Genomic DNA, 19,723 nt, shown 5'->3' with positions numbered 1-19,723 from the left:
TCTCCACCTGCTGCTCGCGGGGAGTGAGGTAGGAGTCCCCGCCCTCGGGAACCCCGACTGTCGTCGCGATCTCGGACAATCTGTCGTAACGCTCCTGCTCCCCGGAGCTGCGCACGTCGAGGATGAGGTCGGGATCGAGGGCGGCGATCTCCTCGTACCCGGGTTCGAGGGTCTCGATGATCTCGGGGGAGGTGTCGTAGGCGCCCTCCAGCCACGGCCCCACACCGTCGCCGCCGAACTCCAGCCAGTCGGACGCGCCGACCGGCTGCACCCCGAGTTCCAGGGCGGTTTCGGCGTCGCCCCATCCCAGGGCGACCACGCGGGTGGGCTGCTCATCGACGGTGACGTCGCCGAACTTGGTGGACACGGTCTGGGGGAACGTGCCCTCAGTTTCGACGAGGGAGGCGTCGTCGGAGGATCCGGCGCTGTCGTCCGAGTTATCGGAGCAGGCCGCGAGGCCAACGGTGAGGCCGACGGCGGCGAGTGCCGCGAGGGTCTGGCGGGATCGGTTCACGTGGAATGCTTTCACAGAGGAGAGCATACCCTACCTTGTTCTACCTGCTGTGCTCCTCCAGCAGCGGGACGAGCTGCTCCAGGGCGAACTCGTAGGCCTGCGGGCTTCCCAGCGAGATCGCCGAGGAGATCTCGTCGGGCACCACGAAGGACCGTCCGTCCTCGGTGGCGCCCAACCGCTGCCAGGCGGAATTGTCCTCGATCTCGGCCTTGTCCTTGCCGATGGGGAAGGCCAGGACAACATCCGCGTCTGCGTCGGCCAGGTTCTCGTCGGACAGGGACACCGAGAAGCCGTTCGGCCCCGGATCCTCCGAGGAGATCCTGTCGTTCAGGGTGAAGCCGAGGTTCAGGAACGGGTCCAGGCGGGCCGACCCCTCCAGGAACACGCCCCAGGTGTCGGACGCGCCGATCGCGGACACTGTCTGGCCGTCCCACTCCGGATGCTCCTCGGTGATTTCGGCGTACTGCCCGGCGCGCGCGTCATTGAGCTCCTCGCCCTTCTCCGGGATGCCCAGTGCTGTGGCGATCATGCTGGTCTGGTCGCTGGGCGAGGTGAGGAAGCTGTCCGCGTCCCCGTCGGGCAGTCCGACCGTCGTGGCGATCTCGGAGAGCTTGTCGTAGCGGGCCTCGTCACCGGAACTCTTCACGTCCAGGATCAGATCCGGTTCCAGGGCGGCGACCGCCTCGAAGTCCTCGTCGTCGGTCTGGATGATCTCCGGGGCGGAATCGTAGCCCGCCGTACCCGTGTCGCTGTCCTCCATCCAGGGGCCCAGGCCCTCATCGCCGAAGTTCAGCCAGTCGGACGCGCCGACCGGTTGCACGCCCAGGGCCAGGGCGGTTTCGGCGTCGCCCCATCCCAGGGCGACCACGCGGGTGGGCTGCTCATCGACGGTGACGTCGCCGAACTTGGTGGACACGGTCTGGGGGAACGTGCCCTCAGTTTCGACGAGGGAGGCGTCGTCGGAGGATCCGGCGCTGTCGTCCGAGTTATCGGAGCAGGCCGCGAGGCCAACGGTGAGGCCGACGGCGGCGAGTGCCGCGAGGGTCCGGCGGGATCGATTCAGCATGAGGTGGGGCGGCTTTCTGTGAGGGATATCCGACCCAGGGAAGCCTACCCCTACAGCTCCTGGGAAGCGATCGCCGCCCCCTCAACGAGGGACTCCAGCTTCGCCCAGGCGATCTGCTCGTGCAGACGCCCGCCCAGACCGCAGTCGGTGGACGCGACGACACGCTCGGGGCCGACGACCTCGGCGAACCTGAGGATCCGGTCGGCCACCGTGCGCGGGTGCTCCACGATATTGGTGGAGTGGCAGACCACGCCCGGGTAGATCAACGAGTTGGCGGGCAGCTCGTGGTCCTGCCACACCCTCCATTCATGGGCGTGGCGGGGGCTGGCGCCCTCGAAGGTGAACCCGCCGACATCGGCGCGCAGGACCTCGTCGATGATGTCGCCGAAGGGGATGTCGGTGGTGTGCGGGCCGTGCCAGGAACCCCAGCAGATGTGCAGCCGGGTCCGGTCCTTCGGCAGACCCTCCAGCGCCGTGTTGATCGCGTCGATGCGGATGCGGACCCACGCCTGGTAGTCGGCGACCGTGGGCTCCGGGTTGATCTGGTCCCAGGCCTCGGCCAGGTCCGGGGCGTCGATCTGCACGGTCAGCCCGGCATCCGTGATCGCCTTGTACTCCTCGTGCAGTGCGGCGGCGCAGGCGTTGACCAGGGCGGTCTCGTCCCCGTAGTGCTCGTCGGTCAACCGTGCGGCGGAGCCCGGGGAGATTGCCGCGATGAAGCCGTCCGACGTGCTCTTGCCGACCGCGTCCAGCGCGTGGGTGAGCAGCCGGACGTCCGCGCCGACCTGCTCACCGCCGATGTAGGTCACCTCACCGGTGAACTTCGGGTTGCCGACCTTGGCGCGTCCGGTGAAGATGCCCGACTCCGGATCCTCGTAGGCGGCGGAGAACGCCGCGCGGTCCCGGCGGTCGGGGAAGGACGTGAGCTTGATGTTGCCCGGGGTGGAGCGCACCTTCTCCGCGTTCGCCCACCGGTCGGTGTCGGTCATGGTGAGCCCGCCGAAGCGGGAGAAGATGTAGTTCCACCAGGCGCCGTAGTCCACTGCGCCGGAGGTGACGTGGCCGTACTCGCCCTCGTTGATGATGTCGAGACCGAGCTCGGCCTGCCGGCGGACGACCTTGTCCACGCCGTCCTGCAGGATGCCGAGGAATTCGTCCTGCGGGAGTTCCCCGGCCGCGCGGCGCCGGTTGGCCTCCAGCAGTTCCGGGGTTCGTGGCAGCGAGCCGACGTGGGTCGTGCGGATTGTCGTCATGTGCGGTGGTTCCTACCTTCCGTTGATTTCGCGGGTCGCCAGGGCGGCGCCCTCGACCAGTGACTCGAGTTTCGCCCAGGCGATCTGCGGGTGCAGCCTGCCGCCCAGTCCGCAGTCTGTCGAGGCGACCACGTTCTCCGGGCCGACGATGTCGGTGAAGTGCAGGATCCGGTCGGCGACGGTGCGCGGGTGCTCGACGACGTTGGTCGAGTGGCAGACCACACCGGGGTAGATCAGGGTGTTCTCCGGCAGCTGGTGCTCGGTCCACACCCGCCATTCGTGGGCGTGGCGGGGGCTGGCGCCCTCGAAGGTCAGCCCCGCCACATTGGCGCGGAGGCACTGCTCGACGATGGCGCCGAAGGGGATGTCCGTGGTGTGGGGGCCGTGCCAGGAACCCCAGCAGATGTGCAGGCGTGCCTTCTCGCGGGGGATGCCCTCCAGCGCGCGGTTGATCGCGTCGATGCGCTTGCCGATCCACGCCTGGTAGTCGGCGATGCTGGGCTCGGGGTTGATCTGGTCCCAGGCCTCGGCCAGGTCCGGGGCGTCGATCTGCACGGTGAATCCGGCGTCGGTGATGGCCTTGTACTCCTCGTGCAGGGCATCGGCCGCGGCGCCCAGCAGCTCGTCCTCGGAGGCGTAGAACGTGTTCTGCAGCCGTGCGCCGGAGCCCGGGGAGACGGCGGCGATGAAGGCGTCGCTGGTGGAGTGCCCGGCTTTGGACAGGGCGCTGGTCAGGCCGTTGACGTCGGTGGCGACGGCGTCCTGCCCGGTGTAGGACAGCGGTCCGGTGATGGCGGGGTGGGTGAAACCGCCCGGATTCCCGCCGAGGACACCGGACTCCGGATCCTGGTAGGCCTCGCGGAAAAGGGTCCAGTCGCGACGGTCCGGGAAGCTCGTGAGCTGGATGTTGCCCGGGGTGGAGCGCACGGTCGGCTCCTCCTCGTCGGTGAGCTCGAGACCGGACAGTCGGGGGAAGACGTAGGTCCACCAGGCGCCGAAGTCGATGGCACCGGACGACAGGTGGCCGTACTCGCCGTCGTTGATGATGTCCAGGCCCAGGTCGACCTGGCGTTTGACGACCTCGTCCACGCTGCTCTGCAGCAGGCCGAGGAACTCCTCGCGGGGGAGTTCGCCGGCGGTGACGCGTCGGTTGGCCTCGGTCAGTTCAGGGGTGCGGGGGAGGGAACCCACATGCGTGGTGCGGATATGTGTCATGGACATATGGTAGACCGAGCGGTTCACTGGTCCCGAAACTGCCCCCGCTCCGCCCCCGGCAAACGCGTTGCCAGGCGTTCAGCGGCGAGGTCCAGGGTGGCGTCGGATTTGCAGAATGTCCAGCGCACCAGGGTCGTGACCTGCTCGTCCGGCTGCTCCACGAACGCGCTCACCGGAATTGCCGCCACCCCCACCACCTCCGGGAGGTGCCGGCAGAACTGCTCGCCGGTGACGTCCAGGCCCAGCGGAGCGATGTCGGTGACCAGGAAGTAGGTGCCGTCGCTGTGCAGTACATCCTGGCCGGTGCCGCGCAGGACCCCGGCCAGGCGGTCGCGCCGGGCGCGCAGTGTCCGGGCCCACCGGTCGCTCCAGTCACCGGCATGGCCCAGTGCCCACGCCACCGCCGGCTGCAGCGGTGTCACACCGACATAGCTGAGGAACTGCTTCGCCGCGGTCACCGCGTCGAGCAGGTGGGGCGGGGCGATCGCCCACCCGGTCTTCCAGCCGGTGACGTTGAAGCTCTTCGCCGCGCTCGACAGGGTCACGGTCTGGTCCGCCATGCCGTCCAGGGTCGCGAAGGCGGTGTGGGGCGTGTCGAAGGCGAGGCGCTCGTAGACCTCGTCACTGATCACCACGGTGCCCGTCCCGCGGATGGTCTCGGCGATGAACTCCAGGTCATCGCGGCCCAGGACGGTGCCGGTGGGGTTGTGCGGCGAGTTCAGTATCAGTGCGGCGGGGCCCTCGGCGACGGCGGTGGCGAACGCGTCCCGGTCAAGGTGCCAGTGGCCGTCGTCGAGCTTGAGCCGGACGGGACGCGGGACCGCCTCGGCCAGGCCGATCGCCGCGGAGTAGGCGTCGTAGGTGGGTTCGAGGACGACGACCTTCTCCCCGCGGTCGACCAGGCCCAGGACGGATGCGGCGATGCCCTCGGTCGCCCCCACGGTGACCAGGACGTCCTCCGCACTGAAGCGGTGGCCGAGCCGGCGGGCACGGTCGTCTGCCACCGCCTGACGGAGTCCGGGCAGTCCACGGCCGGGGCCGTACTGGTTGTTGCCGCCGGCGATCTCCGCGGCGGCGCGGGCGAGCATCTCCTCCGGCCCGTCCTCGTCGGGGAAGCCCTGACCGAGGTTCGCCGCCCCGGTGCGTACCGCCTCGGCGGTGATCGTCGCGAAGATCGTGGGGCCGATGCCGGCGACCCGGTGGGCGGGTGTGAATCTGGAAGCCATGGAAGCCATAGTATGGTCTGATGACCATTCAGCCGATCACAGCGACCGGGATCCACCCGGACCAGACCATCTCGGTGGAGCAGACCGACCCCGCCACCCTGCCCAAGGGGCATCCCGTCGACGCGCAGGCCGGCCGGGAGGGGCTGAGCCCGCGGGCGCAGCTCACCCAGCTGCTGAACTACTTCGAGGACAACTACCCGGAGATCTGGCGGTCGCTGACCACGGACGAGGGTGCGGGGGTGACGGGCCCGGAACTGACGCAGCTCAAGGACGACACCGAGCGGATGTGGGCGCGTGTGCCGGACCTGATCACCCACTGCAGCCTGCTTGCCCTCGGCGCGGGCCTCGACCACACCATGCCCACGTCAGCGTTCGTGAGGACGGGGCCGGACACCTCGCCGGTGACGGTGGCGGGGTTGCCCGGGACAGTGCTGCGTCCCTCGCATCCCACGGGTGCGGTGGCCGTGAGCCTGCATGGCGGGCCGGGTTGGTTCGGTGATGCCGAGACACACGAGCAGTTGTGGCTGCCATTGTTCGCCGCGCTCGCGGAGAAGTCGGGGGTGACGGTGGTGGACCTGCTGTACCCGCTGCCGGGCTACGCCGCGAACTCCTCCGTGGAGGCGACGCGGGCGGCGGTGGCCGGGGCATTCCGGGAGGTGCAGGAGCAGGCGGCGGATCTGGTTTCCGGTGCCACGGGGTCATCCGGGCGGGTCGGGTTGATCACCTTCGGTTCCGGTTTCGGGCTGGCCCGTGACGTGGTGGAGGACGCGGCCTTCCTGCTGGCCATGTCGCCCCGGATAACCCCTGCCCTGGACGCGGACGCGCCGGCGCTGGCGGACGTGCCGTCCCTGGTTTCCGTGGCCTCGGAGGACTCGCGGGGTACGGGAGCCGAGGAGGTCAAGGAGTACTTCGACCGGTGTGCCCCGAAGAACTCCTTCGCCGCCTACCTGTCCGAGCACTTGATCGGCGCCCCGGACGTGTGGCGGCGCCGTGTCAGTGACGACGCGGAGTGGCTGGCGCGGCAGTAGGGGTGTGGGGCGTTCGAGGCGGGAGGACGCTACGGCAACGTGCGGACCCGTGATTGATCGGCGGTGGTGAGGGTGGGGGCGATCCTGTGGTCGAAGGTCACCAACAGGGCGTTGTTCGTTGCCGCGAGGTTCACGAGATGCAGGTCGGTGACCTGTCGGTGCCCGGACAGTCCGACGAGGTCCACGAGGGGTTCCGAGAGAGTGGAGTTGTCCGGGAGGAATACCGCGTTCGGACGGGACCGCAATGTGCCCAGCATGCCGAGCACATCCGTACTGCCCAGTTGGACTCCGGTGACGGCACGGTTCAGCCCGAGTCGGAGGAAGCCGCTCTCGGTGACCGGTGTGGTGGCGAAACGCTCCGCAGCGCTGAACCACGCCAGGGCATTGTCGTGATCGACATGATTCGGATGCATCAGTGCCACGAGCACATTGACGTCGGGGAGCTCGAGATCACTCATCGTCCAGGGCCTCGGTGACCATGTCTCCGGTGATGACGTGCCCCGGGACCGAGGGGAAGAAGGACAGTCCGGAGCTGTCTGACTCGGGCAGCTGGCGGTGCTTCTCGTGTTCGAGTCCGTTCAAGGCGAGTTGTGACAGTGCCTCGCCCAATGTCCTGTTCCTGCCGGACCGCACCCTTCCGCGTGCCGCCGCGAGTACGCGTGGGTCGAGGTCAACAGTGGTCCTCATGCGTCAAGGATAGAACATCACTCATCACGCATCAAGAGGTCGGAGCGCAGGTGTTACGGAGGGGTAAAACCTCTCGGGAGTTGCATGTTTCGCGTTGTGGATTGTTCAACAATCCAATAACGTCGCCTGCACCACACGACGACGAGAAGGTGCCACCATGGCTGAACCCACTGAGTCCACTGAGCCCGCTGAAGCCGAAGCAGGTACCACCACGTCCCGCAAGGGCATGACCAACACCGGACGCGCGGCCACGTTCGGCGCAATGTTCATGATGGCCACGAGCGCCATCGGTCCCGGATTCCTCACCCAGACCAGTGTTTTCACCGTCCAGATGGGCGCCGCACTGGCCTTCGCCATCCTGATGTCGATCGTCATCGACATCGCGGTGCAGCTCAATGTGTGGCGCGTGCTCGCCGTCTCCGGAAAACGGGCCAACGAGCTCGGAAACACCGTCCTGCCGGGGCTCGGGTGGTTCCTGGCGGTCCTCGTGTTCATCGGCGGCATGGCCTTCAACATCGGCAATATCGCCGGTGCGGGCCTGGGCACCAACGCCATGTTCGGGACGGACCCCAAAATCGGCGGTCTGCTGTCCGCCCTCATCGCCATCGGGGTGTTCCTGTCCAAGAGGGCGGGTGTGGCGCTGGACCGCATCATGATCATCCTCGGCGCGGTGATGATCCTGCTCATGCTCTACGTCGCCATCGCGTCCAATCCGCCGGTCGGCGAAGCGCTGAAGAACACCGTGGTCCCGGAGGAGATCGACTTCCTGGTCATCACCACCCTGGTTGGCGGCACTGTCGGCGGCTACATCACCTTCGCCGGAGCGCACCGCCTCATCGACAGCGGTATCACCGGTCCGGAGAACGTCGGACGGATCACGAAAACCTCGGTCATGGGAATCATCATCACCGGTGTGATGCGGGTGCTGCTGTTCCTCGCGGTGCTGGGCGTCGTGGCCACCGGCGTCACCCTGGCAGAGGACAACGTTGCCGCGGACGCCTTCCACCACGCGGCCGGCGAGGTCGGACTGCGCATGTTCGGCATCGTGCTGTGGGCCGCCGGACTGAGCTCGGTGGTCGGCGCGGCGTACACCTCGATCACCTTCGTCACCACCACGAAGACCCAGCCGAGGAACCGCAACATCCTCACCGTGACCTTCATCGCCGTGTGCGCCGTGATCTACCTCCTGCTCGGCACAGCACCTCAGACCCTGCTGATCTTCGCGGGTGCCTTCAACGGCATCATCCTGCCGATCGCCTTCACCCTGGTGCTGTGGGTGGCATGGAAACGCACGGACCTGCTCCACGGCTACAGGTACCCGAAGTGGCTGCTGATCATCGGCGTGCTCGTCCTCATCGTCGAGTTCTACCTCGCCTGGAATGCCCTGACCGGCATTTCGGCGCTCTGGGAGTGACCATGACTGACCCCGCAACCCTCTCGCCGTCAGAATCCCGGGCACTGTTCCGTGCCGGGACGAGCGTCCCGACCCCCGGGTACGCGCCCGGACACGCCCAGGCCAACCTGATCACCCTGCCGAAGGAGGACGCCTTCGACTTCCTCATCTTCGCGCAGCGCAACCCGAGACCCTGCCCGTTGCTGGATGTGCTTGAGCCGGGGCAGACGTCCTCCGCACTGCTTGCCGACGGCGACATCCGCACCGACATCCCGTCCTACCGGGTGTACCGCGATGGGGTGCTCACCGATGAGGTCACCGAGGTGACGGACCTCTGGAGGGACGATTTCGTGTCCTTCCTGATCGGCTGCTCCTTCACCTTCGAGTCAGCACTGCTGGACAACGGGGTTCCGGTCGCGCACATTGCGCGGGGACGCAACGTCCCGATGTACCGCACCTCGGTGCAGACCAACCGCGCGGGACGCTTCGGCGGTCCGCTGGTGGTCTCGATGCGCCCCGTACCGGCATCGCAGGTGGCGGACGCGGTGCGCATCACCTCCCGCTACCCGTCGGTGCACGGCGCGCCGGTGCATGTCGGTGATCCGGCGGCGCTCGGGATCGAGGACCTGTACAGCCCCGATTTCGGGGACGCCCCCGTTGCCGCGGACCTCGGGCCCGGCACTGTTCCGGTGTTCTGGGCGTGTGGGGTGACCCCGCAGGCGGTGGTGATGAACTCGGCGCCCGAGCTGGCGATCACCCACAGCCCCGGGTACATGCTGGTCACCGACGCGCGCGACGTGGATTACCAGGTGCCGTGATCAGTCCGTGCCGATCAACCCGGGCAGCCGTTCACCGGTCTCCCGGATATTGGTGCGCACGGCGTCGGCGGCCGCCTGACGGTCACCCGCCTGCAGTAGCGTGACGGTGCCCCGGTTGACGGGGACGAACGCCCGGTGGAAATCCGGGTCTGCCTTCTCCGCCAGCAGGAAGATCAGGCGCATCCGGGCGAGCAGCCGGTCCATCTCCTCGTCGAGCAGCTGTGAACCACTTGCCTTGACCACCGCACGGTGGAAACGCTGGTTCGCCAGACCGACCTCCTTGAGGTCGTCGATCGCGAGGTGGCGTTCGGCGTCCGACACGGTGTGGTCGAGCACCCCGACATCGAGGAACTCCCCCCACAGCAGCGCCGCCGGTTCGATGACCGCCCGCTCACGGTAGAGGTCACGGATGTCCCCGGCGGTGGGGGAGGCGATGAAGACACCCCGGTTCGGGATGCGGTCGATGATGCCGTCAGCGGCGAGCATCGCGAAACTCTCGCGCAGGGTATTACGGGAGACCCCGAGGTGCCCGGCCAGGACCACCTCGTTGAGCTTCGCGCCGGGCGGGTACTCGCCCGCGGAGACGGCACGACGCAGACGGGTGGAAACGGACTGGGCACGCATGGTCGACCAGTCTAGCGGGCGGGCCCTACCCCACGGTGCCGATCGCGTCGCCGCCCTGGACCGTCGTCCCGGCCTGCATCTTCACGGTGAGGACGCCGTCCACCGGGGCGGTCACTGCGCGTTCCATCTTCATCGCCTCAATGGTGGCCACGGTCTGGCCCTCGCTGACCCGTGCGCCGTCCTCGGCCTTCCACTCCACGATGGTGCCCGCGAAAGGGGCGGTGACGGCGGCTCCGGAGGAATCGGACGGTCCGGTGTCCTGTGCAGGTGTCGGGGACGTTCCAGCAGGGCCGGCCGGGGCGAGGACCCCGGCGGGGATTCCCACACGGTGCAGCCGACCGTCGATCTCCACCGAGATCCGGGTGCGTTCGGTGTAGGCGTCCTCGATGTCGCTGACGTCGTTTCCAGCGCCGGGGACGTACTGGTTGTCGACCCAGTCGGTGTAGATGCCGAAGCCTTCGGAGTCCTCCGCGGTGAACGCCGGATGCCTCACAATGTCCCGGTGGAACGGCAGGACGGTGCGCACACCCTCGATCCGGAACTCGTCCAGTGCCGCCGCCGCACGCCGCAGCGCCACGTCCCTCGACGGCCCCCACACGATGAGCTTGCCGAGCAGAGAATCGTAGAAACCGGGGACCGTGCCCCCGGAAGTGAGCCCGGCGTCCACCCGGATACCGGGGCCCGTCGGAACCTCGAACGTGGTCACCGTGCCGGGGCACGGGACGAAGCCGTTCGCGGCGTCCTCCGCATTGAGACGGAACTCGAAGGCGTGGCCGGTGGGCTCGGGATCGGCCCCGTCGGCGCCCAGGAAACCCAGCTCCTCACCGGCGGCGATGCGGAACTGCTCGGCGACGATGTCCACCCCGCTGGTCACCTCGGTGACCGGGTGCTCGACCTGCACGCGGGTGTTGACCTCCAGGAAGGAGACCGTGCCGTCCTCGGCGACGATGAACTCCACCGTTCCCGCGCCCACGTAGCCGGCCTCCCGGCAGATGTCCCGGGCCCCCTCGGTGATCTGCTCACGTTGGGCGGAGGTCAGGAAGGGGGCAGGGGATTCCTCCACCAGCTTCTGGAAGCGCCGCTGCGTGGAGCAGTCGCGCGTGCCGACCACCGCGACATTCCCGTGGGTGTCTGCCAGCACCTGCGCCTCGACGTGGCGTGGCTCGGTCAGGAACTTCTCCACGAAGCACTCGGTGCGTCCGAACGCAGCAGCCGATTCGCGCCCCGCGGAGAGGAAGGCGTCCTCGATGGAGTCGATACCGTCGGACTCGCGAACGAACTTCAGGCCGCGTCCACCGCCACCGAAGGCAGCCTTGATCACGATCGGCAGACCGTGCTCCTCGGCGAAGTCGCGGGCCTCCTCCCAGGACTGCAGGGGTTCGGAGGTGCCCGGTGCCAGCGGTGCGCCGACGGATTCAGCGAGCTGCCGGGCGGCGACCTTGTCCCCCAGGGTGTCGATGGTGTCCGGGGACGGCCCGATCCAGGTCAGGCCGGCGTCCTGCACCGCGCGGGCGAACCCGGAGTTCTCGGAGAGGAAGCCGTAGCCGGGGTGCACGCAGTCCGCGCCGGTGCGTGCGGCGACATCGAGCAGCGCGGGGATGTTCATGTAGGTCTCGGACCCGGTGGAGCCGGGCAGGGCGTACGCCTCGTCGGCGACACGGGTGTGCAGCGCGCCGACGTCGGGTTCGGAGTACACCGCGATGGAGCGGATGCCGAGGTCCCGGGCTGCCCGGGCGATGCGCACGGCGATCTCACCGCGGTTGGCGATCAGCACTGTGGTGGTCGTGGATGTCATGGGAGCTCCTGAAAGGTGATGTCCGTGCCGGGGGCGAGTTGGGAGGCGGTGTCGAGGTCGTCGGGGACCACGGTGGCGATCACGGGGTAGCCGCCGGTGACGGCGTGGTCGCGGAGGAACATGACCGGGGTGCCGTCAGGCGGGACCTGGATGGATCCGGCGACCATCCCCTCGCTGGGAATCTCGCCGTCGTTCGTGCGGGCGACCGGCTCGCCGGACAGCCGGATGCCGATGCGGTTGGACGTGCCGCTGACCTGCCACGTCCTTCCGGTCAGAGCCTCCGCACCGCCGGCGAACCAGTCATCGCGGGGCCCTGGGATGATCCGCAGGACGACGGGACCGTCCGGGGCGACGGTGGTCGCGGTTGTCGGTGACGGTGTGACCGCCCCGTGTGCGCTACCTGCGCTGACCGTGTCCCCCGGCTCCAGTGGCGCGGGGCCGAGGCCCGACATCAGGTCCGTGGACACCGATCCCAGAACCCTCTGCCCGGCCACACCGCCGCGCACCGCGATGTAGCTGCGCAGGCCCGTGGCCGCCGGGCCCACGGTCAGGGTGGACCCTGCGGTGAGCAGCAGCGGGACGCCGGGTGTTGCGTCCTGCCGCCCGATCGTGACCGGTGCGTTCGCGCCGGTGACGGCGACGACGGTGTCCACCAGCGCGGTGAGGCCCACCCCACCGATGTTCTCCAGGACGCCGTCGGTGCGGGTGTTGCCGACCGCGGAGTTGGCGGCGAGGGCGGACGCGCGGTCGGCCACACCCGAGGTCGTCACACCGAGATCGCCGAAGCCGGGGCGTCCGAGGTCCTCGATCAGGGTCTGCAGGCCGGTGTCGTCGACACGCAGGGCGGGACGCCTGGGCGTGCTGTCGCCCGGTGTCGCCGGGGCTGATCCGGACGTTGCCTCGACCGTCTCCCGGATGGCCCGGTAACGGACCAGGTCGCCGGGGCTGAGCAGGGCGGGTGGTTCAGCATCCGTGTCCCAGAACCTGTCGGCGGTGGTGCCGATGAGCTGCCAGCCGCCGGGGGAGGTGCGTGGGTAGACCGCGGAGAACTCCCCGGCCAGGCCCACTGCGCCAGTGGGCACGGTGGTACGCGGGCTGGAGCGGCGGGGCACGGTGAGCCCCAGGGACGCGTCCTGCGGAACGCAGTAGGTGAAGCCCGGTGCGAAGCCGCCGAACGCCGCAACCCAGGTTGTGGAGGTGTGCCAGTCGATCAACGCCCCGGTGGACATGTCGAGGGTGGAGGCCAGCTCGGCGAGGTCCTCCCCGTCGTAGTGGACGTCCACGGTGACCTCCTTAGGGGAGGACGGTGCGGCATCCGCGGGACGGAACCCCGGGAGTTCCTCGGCGGCGCGGCGGCTGGCCGACGCTGAATCCAACTGCACCAGGACGGTGCGGGCGGCGGCGACCACCCCGGTCTGCCCGGGCAGCGGGGACGCGGTCAGCGCGGCATGCCAGGCCATGACCGTTGTGAGATCCGGCAGATCAACCAGGACGGCGCGGGTGCCGACCGCGTGGACGGGGACAGTCACAGGAAGCTCCGGATGTCTATGCCGTCCGTGCCGAGCTGCCGGACGATCGCCTTCGTCAGATCCACTGAACCGGGGGAGTCGCCGTGCACGCACACCGATTCAGCCTGGACCTGGAGCTCTGTTCCGTCGACGGCGGTGACCGAGCCGGTGGTGGCCACCTGCAGGACGCGGCTGGCGACGGCGTCGGCGTCATGGATCACCGCGTTGTCCTGGGTGCGGGGGACCAGGGTGCCGTCCGGGTTGTAGTTGCGGTCGGCGAAGGCCTCCCGGATGGCCCTCAGGCCCTTGCGCTCGGCCAGGTTGATGGCGATGCTGCCGGGCAGCAGCATCACCGGCAGCTCGCCGAAGGCGCGGATTCCGTCGACGACCGCCTGGGCCTGCGTTTCGTGGTGGACGATGGCGTTGTAGAGGGCACCGTGCGGCTTGACGTAACTGACGTGGGTTCCGTGTGCCTTGGCCAGCGCGTCCAGTGCGCCGATCTGGTAGAGCACCTCGTCCGCCAGGCGGGACGGGTCGACGTCCAGGAAGGTGCGTCCGAAGTTGGCTGGATCACGGTAGCCGATGTGTGCGCCGACGGTGACTCCGCGTTCGGCTGCGGCCGTCACCGTGGCGGCGATGTCGTGGGGGTCGCCGGCGTGGAACCCGGTGGCGACATTGGCGCTGGAGACCAGGGCGACCATGGCGGGGTCGTCGGCGACGGCGATGCCGTTGGTGGTCTCGCCGAGGTCGGCGTTGAGGTCGATGGTGGTCATGGTTCCTCATTCCTTCCGGGCTTCCGCGGTCGACCCGATTGTTGAACAATCACAGCTGTGGTCCTCAGTGTAGTGGCTGGTGTGGCGTAGCGCACGGTGAGTCTTCTCCGCGATACGCGATGGACAGGTCGTGTGGGGTGGGCCACTATGGGGGAATGAATGCCACGGAACCCGTCGACGTGAGCGGCTTCCTGCTGCGCTACCTCCAGGCCAGCCGGGACGCCCTGGTGTGGAAGCTCGACGGCGTCACCGAGTACGACGCCCGGCGTCCCCTCACCGGGACAGGCGTCAGCCTCGCCGGTCTGGTCAAACACGCCGCCCATACCGAGATGGGCTACTTCGGCGAGACCTTCGGCCGTGAATGGCCGGTCGGGGAGGAGGTCATCACCGTCGGGCAGGCGATGGACGACCCCCAGATCGACTTCTACGTGGCAGAGGACGAGACCGTGGAGCAGGTCGTGGACTTCTACCGCCGGGTCTGGGCGTTCTCCAACGAGACCTTCGATATGTTCACCGTGGCTGATTTCGGCATGGTCCAGCACTGGCCGCCGGAGAGGAACCGGAAGAGCCTGGGCGAGATCGCCACGCACGTCATCGCGGAAACCGCGCGCCACGCCGGGCACGCCGACATCCTCCGTGAGCGGTTGGACGGTGGGATCGGGATGAGGGAGGACAACACCAACATCCCGGACGGAGTGGACTGGGAAGCGTACGTGGGAAAGCTCCAGCGCATTGCCGGGCGGTACCGGTAGCTACAGCTCCAGCAGGAACCGGCGGGTCTTCTGCACGTCCTCCAGCCGGGGGATCAGCTCCTCCAGCTTCTCCCAGTCGCGGGAGGGGATAGCCTCCTCGGCGGCGGCGATCACCGAGCGGTCCTGCGTCCCCCACGCCACCGGCATCGGGGAGATCTCCTGCCAGTGCCCCTGGTCACGGGCAGTGCGCATCCCGGTGACCGCCATCGACGGCACCCGCTCGCCGACCGTCCGGTTGATGCCGGGGATCGAGGTCACCGTCCGCAGTGCGAGCGCGGGCCGGGACGCCGAGCCCGAGCCGGGCACGGCGGTGTCCACCAGTGCCATCAGCACCACGTCCCGCGGATTGACCTGGGCGATCACCGTCGGCGCCAGATCGTAGGTGTCGTAGTACTGCTGCGGGCTGCCCAGCTGCCGGGGCATCACCGGGACCATCACGAAGCACACCACAGCCAGCACCAGCACGGCGATGCCCAGCATCACGGCCCACGGCTCGGCCACCACGATCATCAGGATCGCCGCACCGACAACGAGGATGCCGCCGAGGATCCCGGCGGACCACTGGAAGCGCCGGGAATCACGGAAGAACTCGTTGTGCTTGCGGGCGAAGGACTCGTCCACGGGGAAGTCGAACGTGGTCACGGGAACTCTTTCTACAGGTCAGATCTACAGGTCGACGGAATCGATGATGCGGTAGCCGTACCCCTGTTCGGCGAGGAACCGCTGACGGTGGGCGGCGTAGTCGGCGTCCAGTGTGTCACGTGCGACGACGGAGTAGAAATACGCCGGGCTGCCGTCCGGCTTCGGGCGCAGGATCCGTCCCAGCCGCTGCGCCTCCTCCTGGCGTGAGCCGAACGTGCCGGACACCTGAACCGCCACCGAGGCGCCGGGCAGGTCGATGGAGAAGTTCGCGACCTTCGACACGATCAGGACGCGCTGTTCCCCGGCACGGAAGGCGTCGTAGAGCTCCTGTCGGCGGTGGGTGGTCGTGCGGCCGTCGATGACCGGGGCGTCCAGCTCCTCGCCGAGTTCCTCGAGCTGGTCGATGTAGGCGCCGATCACCAGTGTCGGCTCATCCGGGTGCTGGTCCAGGATCGTGCGCACGATCCGGTTCTTCACCGGGGAGCACGCCGCCAGCCGGTACTTCTCGTTCTGCTCGGCGGTGGCGTAGACCATCCGCTCGGACTCGCCCAGCTGCACGCGGACCTCGGTGCAGTCGGCCGGGGCGATCCAGCCCTGTGCCTCGATGTCCTTCCACGGGGCGTCGTAGCGCTTCGGTCCGATGAGGCTGAACACGTCCTCCTCCCGGCCGTCCTCGCGCACCAGGGTCGCGGTGAGGCCGAGGCGCCGACGCGACTGCAGGTCGCTGGTCATGCGGAACACCGGGGCGGGCAGCAGGTGCACCTCGTCGTAGATGATCAGCCCCCAGTCGCGGGAATCGAAGAGCTCCAGCGCGCGGAACTCGCCCTTCGTCCGGCGTGTCACGACCTGGTAGGTGGCGATGGTGACCGGGCGGATCTCCTTGCGCTCCCCGGAGTACTCGCCGATCTCGTCCTCGGTCAGGGTGGTGCGGCGGACCAGTTCGTCCTTCCACTGGCGCCCGGCGACGGTGTTCGTCACCAGGATCAGGGTGGTGGTCTGCGACTTCGCCATCGACGCCGCGCCGACCATGGTCTTGCCGGCGCCACAGGGCAGCACGACGACCCCGGACCCGCCGGCCCAGAAGGAGTCCGCCGCCATCTCCTGGTAGTCGCGCAGGTGCCAGTCCTCGACCTCCGTCGACAGGGACATGGCGTGCGCCTCCCCGTCGACGTAGCCGGCGAGGTCCTCGGCAGGCCAGCCGACCTTCACCAGCTCCTGCTTCAGGCGTCCACGCTCGGACGGGTGGACGATGACGGTGTCGTCGTCGATGCTCTCGCCCAGCATCGGCTTGATCTTCTTGTGCCGCTGGATCTCGGCGAGCACCGCGGCGTCCTTCGACTCCAGCACCAGCCCGTGGGCGGGATGGTTGGCCAGGATCAGCCGACCGTAGCGGTCCATCGTCTCGGCGACGTCCACCAGCAGTGGCTGGGGGACGGGGAAACGCGAGTACGTCTCCAGGACGTGGACGATCTGCTCGGCATCGTGGCCGGCGGCCCGCGCATTCCACAGTGCCAACGGGGTGATGCGGTACGTGTGGACGTGCTCGGGCGCGCGCTCCAGCTCCGCGAACGGGGCCAGCGCAGTGCGCGCCTCCTGCGCCTGCCGGTGGCCTATCTCCAGCAGGACGGTCTTGTCCGACTGGACGATCAGCGGTCCGTCTCCCAACGCCACTTCGGTGTACTCCTTAACTTGATGGCTGCAACCTGGCCATTCTACGCGGTCATGCAGCGGGAGGCCGGGTGGGAAGCCGGGCTCTCCCGGTCAGGCACCGGGCGTGGTGACCCAGGCGACACGGTGCGGCTGGATCTGCAGGGACCGCCCTCCGGCCTCCGTCACGGCCACGATGGCGACCGGGCTCATCGTCACCACCGAGATCCAGTCCCGGACGGCGGATCCGGCGGCGTCGACGTAGCTGACCTCGACCTGGGTGCCGTGGTCGTAGGCGCGCCGCAGTGCGGCCATGATCTCCCGCGGCTCCCGGACCGTCTCCCCGGACGTGCCGTCCGCGCCATTGCCGTGCCCGGCCCCTCCGCCGGTGCCGTCGAGGTCGGCCTGCCGTGCCCGGCGGAAGGACTCGACCGCCCCGGCCAACTGGTCGCTGACCTCGTCCCTGGAGGGGGCGGGACGGTTCGGGTCCGGGACCACGGACAGCAGGCCCTGCGCGCCGGGGCCGCTGACATGTGCGGAGTCCCCCTCCACGGAGATCTGCACCCCGTCGTCCTCGAGGGCCTCGACCACCTGCGACAACTGGGTGGAACTGATGGCGACGGTGGGGGCGATCCGGCGCAGCCCGGTCTCGGCGGCTGCGGGTGTGGCCATGATCGTGTCCATCGTGGCCGCGTCCGGGACAGTCAGCACACTGGCCGCGGTGGAGCCCACCACCGGCTCCTCGCGCTCGTGGTTCCGGAAGGTGTCCTGGATCAGGTAGTGCAGCGACTGCGGGATCTCGGGGGCCATGGAGCGAAGGAAGGACTCGATCTCGCCGGCGTCCCCGCCACCCTCCGCCGCGCGCTGCATGGATTCCCGGGTGACCCGCCAGACACTCGCCATGCCGGTGGACTCGACGTCGGCGAACACCTGCAGCTGCCGCTCGGTGTCGGTGTCGAGCAGCCCCGGGGCGAGGATGGTCATGTCCCCCTGGATGATCAGCATGCGCACGGGATCGGGGAGGATGCCGTCCAGCGCCTCCGCGAGATCGCTCTCGGAACCGTCCGCGGTGAGGGTGACGGCGACGGAGGACGGCGCCCCGTCCGCCGACAGTCCCAGGCTGACGGACTCGGACAGGACGCCGTCCAGTGATTCCGTGGTGGTCACGGCGGCCACCGAGGGGCGCAGACGCCACAGCAGGTCGGCCGGTGACCGGTCACCGGTGTTGTTGACCAGGACATCCGCCGTCACTCCACGCAGTGCGGCGACCTCCGGCAGGTCGAGCGACTCCTGGAGCAGGTGGGCGTCCGGCGAATCCGCCAGCCACGCGGCATGGGCACTGTCCCGCCACCCGTCCAGCAGCATCGCCCACCGGCGTGCCAACGGCGCCGACAGGAACCGGACGCCCCGGTCGGTGACGGCCCAGTGGTCGCCCGTGCCCGTGTTCCCCTGGGGTGTGGGCAACGGCAGTCCGCGCGCGACCAGGTCCGCGTGGCGGCACATCACCAGGGCATCGGTGACAGCCTCCGGGGAGTCCTTGTCCGCCAGCACCTTGGCCAGCCGGGAGACCTCCCGGACCCCGACGCCGCCCGCGGCGAGCGGGCGCAGGGGAGTGCGTCCCACCTCGGTGAGGACATCGGTGACCAGTCGGACCGTCTCGACCGCGCGGGACACGGCCGATGCGTCCGTCCGATCGTCGGGGTGGACGTCCGCGGGGTTGGCGGGGCGGGTGAAGTCGCCACCGGGGGACGGGACGACCAGTCCGGCGATGGCGGCGGCGACCCGCGGGGACAACCGTGCGGTCTGGTCGTCGAGCTGGTCCAGCAGGCCCGCGGCAACCATCTTCGCCAGGGGGCGCTCCGGGTCGTTCAACGTGGCGGAGTGGCCGATCCCGCCGGACACCCCGAGGGTCTCCAGGAGCCGGTGCTGGCGGGACGGGAGATCCTCCAGGACCCCCGGCAACTCTTCGGTGGGGACCGGGCAGCGGTACCCGTCGACCAGGAGCCAGGGGAGGTCGGTGGTCCCGGCGAACAACGGGGGCATGTGCCCGGGGACCATCATTGACCCGGGGTCGTTGCCCGGACCCCCACCCCCGGTGAGGGACAGCCCCGGCCCGTAGACCAGGCCCCAGGTCGCCAGGGTGCCGATGGTGCCGGCGACGGTGGCCGCGTCCGGCCGCTGCGGGGCCTGCGTCCCGGCGATGTCGCAGAGCTCGGTGAGCCGTGCGGTGACGTCGTCGGTGCCGACCGGGGCAGCCGCCGCGCCAGAGGTGACCAGGGCATGGAGTACTGCCAGGTCAACGGCGGTGAGGCGGCGGAGGGCGGCGATGTCGGTGACGGCACCGAGGATGTCACGGGAGCCCCCGGTGCTGCCGTGGAAGCCGTGGAATGCGCGGAGACGCCAGAGCAGGTCGACGAGGACGTCATCGTCGTGGCCGGAGAGCCACTCGGCGTAGGTGGGGAAGGCAGGCACGGCAGGTGCAGTGGGCACGGTAGGCATAACGAAGGAGATTTTACCCGCACCCGGGTGACAGGTCGCCGTGACGGGGGCGGATGTGGAATGATTCCAGGTATGGCTGAGAACAAGAAGAAGCACTTCGTTGACCCGGGTTGGCCGCAGGACCTGCCGGAGGGCAAGCATGCGGTCACCGAACTCATCGCCGATGACGCCGGTGCGCTGAGCCCCTTCGGGGATATCGAGCTCCCGGTCCCGGCCGAGAAGCTCAACTACGTGCACCCGTACACGGTGATCAACCAGTAGGAGCCTTCGCTCACCGGGGGTC

The 19,723-nt window shown here is 69.0% G+C and carries 19 protein-coding genes; 5 read left to right on the top strand and 14 right to left on the bottom strand.

The annotated features are described in order from the left end of the window. The 5 genes from ACTIL2_RS12970 to ACTIL2_RS12950 all read right to left on the bottom strand — a co-directional run. On the bottom strand, nt 1-529 hold a 529-nt coding region (locus tag ACTIL2_RS12970), incomplete at its 3' end, for an ABC transporter substrate-binding protein (protein WP_442337887.1). 25 nt (nt 530-554) lie between these two features. Next, nucleotides 555-1,580, bottom strand: coding sequence for an iron-siderophore ABC transporter substrate-binding protein (locus ACTIL2_RS12965; protein WP_442337886.1), 1,026 nt, complete (start codon nt 1,578-1,580; stop codon nt 555-557). A gap of 50 nt (nt 1,581-1,630) precedes the next feature. Next, entirely contained in the window at nt 1,631-2,833 is a 1,203-nt protein-coding gene (locus ACTIL2_RS12960; RefSeq protein ID WP_442337885.1) for a cobalamin-independent methionine synthase II family protein, read from the bottom strand. 12 nt (nt 2,834-2,845) lie between these two features. After that, complete coding sequence (locus ACTIL2_RS12955; RefSeq protein ID WP_442337884.1) at nt 2,846-4,054, bottom strand: cobalamin-independent methionine synthase II family protein; 1,209 nt, start codon at nt 4,052-4,054, stop codon at nt 2,846-2,848. 17 nt (nt 4,055-4,071) lie between these two features. Then, a complete protein-coding gene (locus tag ACTIL2_RS12950) occupies nt 4,072-5,274 on the bottom strand; it encodes an aminotransferase class I/II-fold pyridoxal phosphate-dependent enzyme (protein WP_442337883.1) in 1,203 nt (400 codons plus the stop codon). A 20-nt stretch (nt 5,275-5,294) separates the two neighbouring features. Here ACTIL2_RS12950 and ACTIL2_RS12945 point away from each other — a divergent pair, with 20 nt between their 5' ends. Next, nucleotides 5,295-6,302 (top strand): hypothetical protein, encoded by a 1,008-nt coding sequence (locus ACTIL2_RS12945; RefSeq protein WP_442337882.1) that lies wholly within the window; start codon nt 5,295-5,297, stop codon nt 6,300-6,302. Between the two features lie 29 nt (nt 6,303-6,331). On the opposite strand, the gene ACTIL2_RS12940 is transcribed toward ACTIL2_RS12945, so the two are convergent. Both ACTIL2_RS12940 and ACTIL2_RS12935 read right to left on the bottom strand, forming a co-directional pair. Next, nucleotides 6,332-6,760: a TA system VapC family ribonuclease toxin gene (locus ACTIL2_RS12940; RefSeq protein WP_442337881.1), complete on the bottom strand. Its 429-nt coding sequence runs from the start codon at nt 6,758-6,760 to the stop codon at nt 6,332-6,334. Further along, the gene (locus ACTIL2_RS12935; protein WP_442337880.1) at nt 6,753-6,989 is read right to left on the bottom strand and encodes a hypothetical protein; all 237 of its coding nucleotides are present in this window, start codon (nt 6,987-6,989) and stop codon (nt 6,753-6,755) included. The genes ACTIL2_RS12940 and ACTIL2_RS12935 overlap by 8 nt, the downstream gene beginning before the upstream one ends. Nucleotides 6,990-7,146: 157 nt before the next feature. Between ACTIL2_RS12935 and ACTIL2_RS12930 the strand changes: the two genes are divergently transcribed. Both ACTIL2_RS12930 and ACTIL2_RS12925 read left to right on the top strand, forming a co-directional pair. Further along, nucleotides 7,147-8,403, top strand: coding sequence for an NRAMP family divalent metal transporter (locus ACTIL2_RS12930; RefSeq protein ID WP_442337879.1), 1,257 nt, complete (start codon nt 7,147-7,149; stop codon nt 8,401-8,403). A 2-nt stretch (nt 8,404-8,405) separates the two neighbouring features. Continuing rightward, nucleotides 8,406-9,200, top strand: a complete 795-nt coding sequence (locus tag ACTIL2_RS12925) for a putative hydro-lyase (protein WP_442337878.1) — start codon at nt 8,406-8,408, stop codon at nt 9,198-9,200. On the opposite strand, the gene ACTIL2_RS12920 is transcribed toward ACTIL2_RS12925, so the two are convergent. From ACTIL2_RS12920 to ACTIL2_RS12905, 4 genes are read right to left on the bottom strand one after another with little or no spacing between them, the layout of a single operon-like run. Then, entirely contained in the window at nt 9,201-9,824 is a 624-nt protein-coding gene (locus ACTIL2_RS12920; protein ID WP_442337877.1) for a GntR family transcriptional regulator, read from the bottom strand. Nucleotides 9,825-9,849: 25 nt separating this feature from the next. Further along, nucleotides 9,850-11,619, bottom strand: coding sequence for an acetyl/propionyl/methylcrotonyl-CoA carboxylase subunit alpha (locus ACTIL2_RS12915; protein ID WP_442337876.1), 1,770 nt, complete (start codon nt 11,617-11,619; stop codon nt 9,850-9,852). After that, a complete protein-coding gene (locus ACTIL2_RS12910; RefSeq protein ID WP_442337875.1) occupies nt 11,616-13,148 on the bottom strand; it encodes a carboxyltransferase domain-containing protein in 1,533 nt (510 codons plus the stop codon). Before ACTIL2_RS12910 ends, ACTIL2_RS12915 begins: the two co-directional genes overlap by 4 nt. Beyond that, the gene (locus ACTIL2_RS12905; RefSeq protein ID WP_442337874.1) at nt 13,145-13,900 is read right to left on the bottom strand and encodes a 5-oxoprolinase subunit PxpA; all 756 of its coding nucleotides are present in this window, start codon (nt 13,898-13,900) and stop codon (nt 13,145-13,147) included. The genes ACTIL2_RS12910 and ACTIL2_RS12905 overlap by 4 nt, the downstream gene beginning before the upstream one ends. A gap of 155 nt (nt 13,901-14,055) precedes the next feature. Between ACTIL2_RS12905 and ACTIL2_RS12900 the strand changes: the two genes are divergently transcribed. Further along, complete coding sequence (locus ACTIL2_RS12900) at nt 14,056-14,652, top strand: DinB family protein (RefSeq protein ID WP_442337873.1); 597 nt, start codon at nt 14,056-14,058, stop codon at nt 14,650-14,652. Here ACTIL2_RS12900 and ACTIL2_RS12895 read toward each other — a convergent pair whose 3' ends face one another. The 3 genes from ACTIL2_RS12895 to ACTIL2_RS12885 all read right to left on the bottom strand — a co-directional run bounded on the left by ACTIL2_RS12895 (nt 14,653) and on the right by ACTIL2_RS12885 (nt 19,431). Then, on the bottom strand, nt 14,653-15,294 hold the full coding sequence (locus tag ACTIL2_RS12895) for a DUF3239 domain-containing protein (protein ID WP_442337872.1): 642 nt from the start codon (nt 15,292-15,294) through the stop codon (nt 14,653-14,655). Between the two features lie 24 nt (nt 15,295-15,318). Further along, entirely contained in the window at nt 15,319-16,965 is a 1,647-nt protein-coding gene (locus ACTIL2_RS12890) for a DNA repair helicase XPB (RefSeq protein ID WP_442337871.1), read from the bottom strand. 90 nt (nt 16,966-17,055) lie between these two features. Further along, nucleotides 17,056-19,431 carry a helicase-associated domain-containing protein gene (locus ACTIL2_RS12885; protein ID WP_442337870.1) on the bottom strand — a complete coding sequence of 792 codons (2,376 nt, stop codon included), beginning with the start codon at nt 19,429-19,431 and terminating at the stop codon, nt 17,056-17,058. Nucleotides 19,432-19,512: 81 nt separating this feature from the next. On the opposite strand from ACTIL2_RS12885, the gene ACTIL2_RS12880 reads away from it, so the two are divergent. Beyond that, a complete protein-coding gene (locus ACTIL2_RS12880) occupies nt 19,513-19,701 on the top strand; it encodes a hypothetical protein (protein ID WP_442337869.1) in 189 nt (62 codons plus the stop codon). Nucleotides 19,702-19,723 lie beyond the last annotated feature (22 nt).

The sequence above is a fragment of the Corynebacterium sp. genome, assembly GCF_052107835.1.
Lineage (GTDB): Bacteria > Actinomycetota > Actinomycetes > Mycobacteriales > Mycobacteriaceae > Corynebacterium.
Note: the sequence above shows the minus strand (reverse complement) of the source record. Positions and strands in the feature narration are given on the sequence as shown.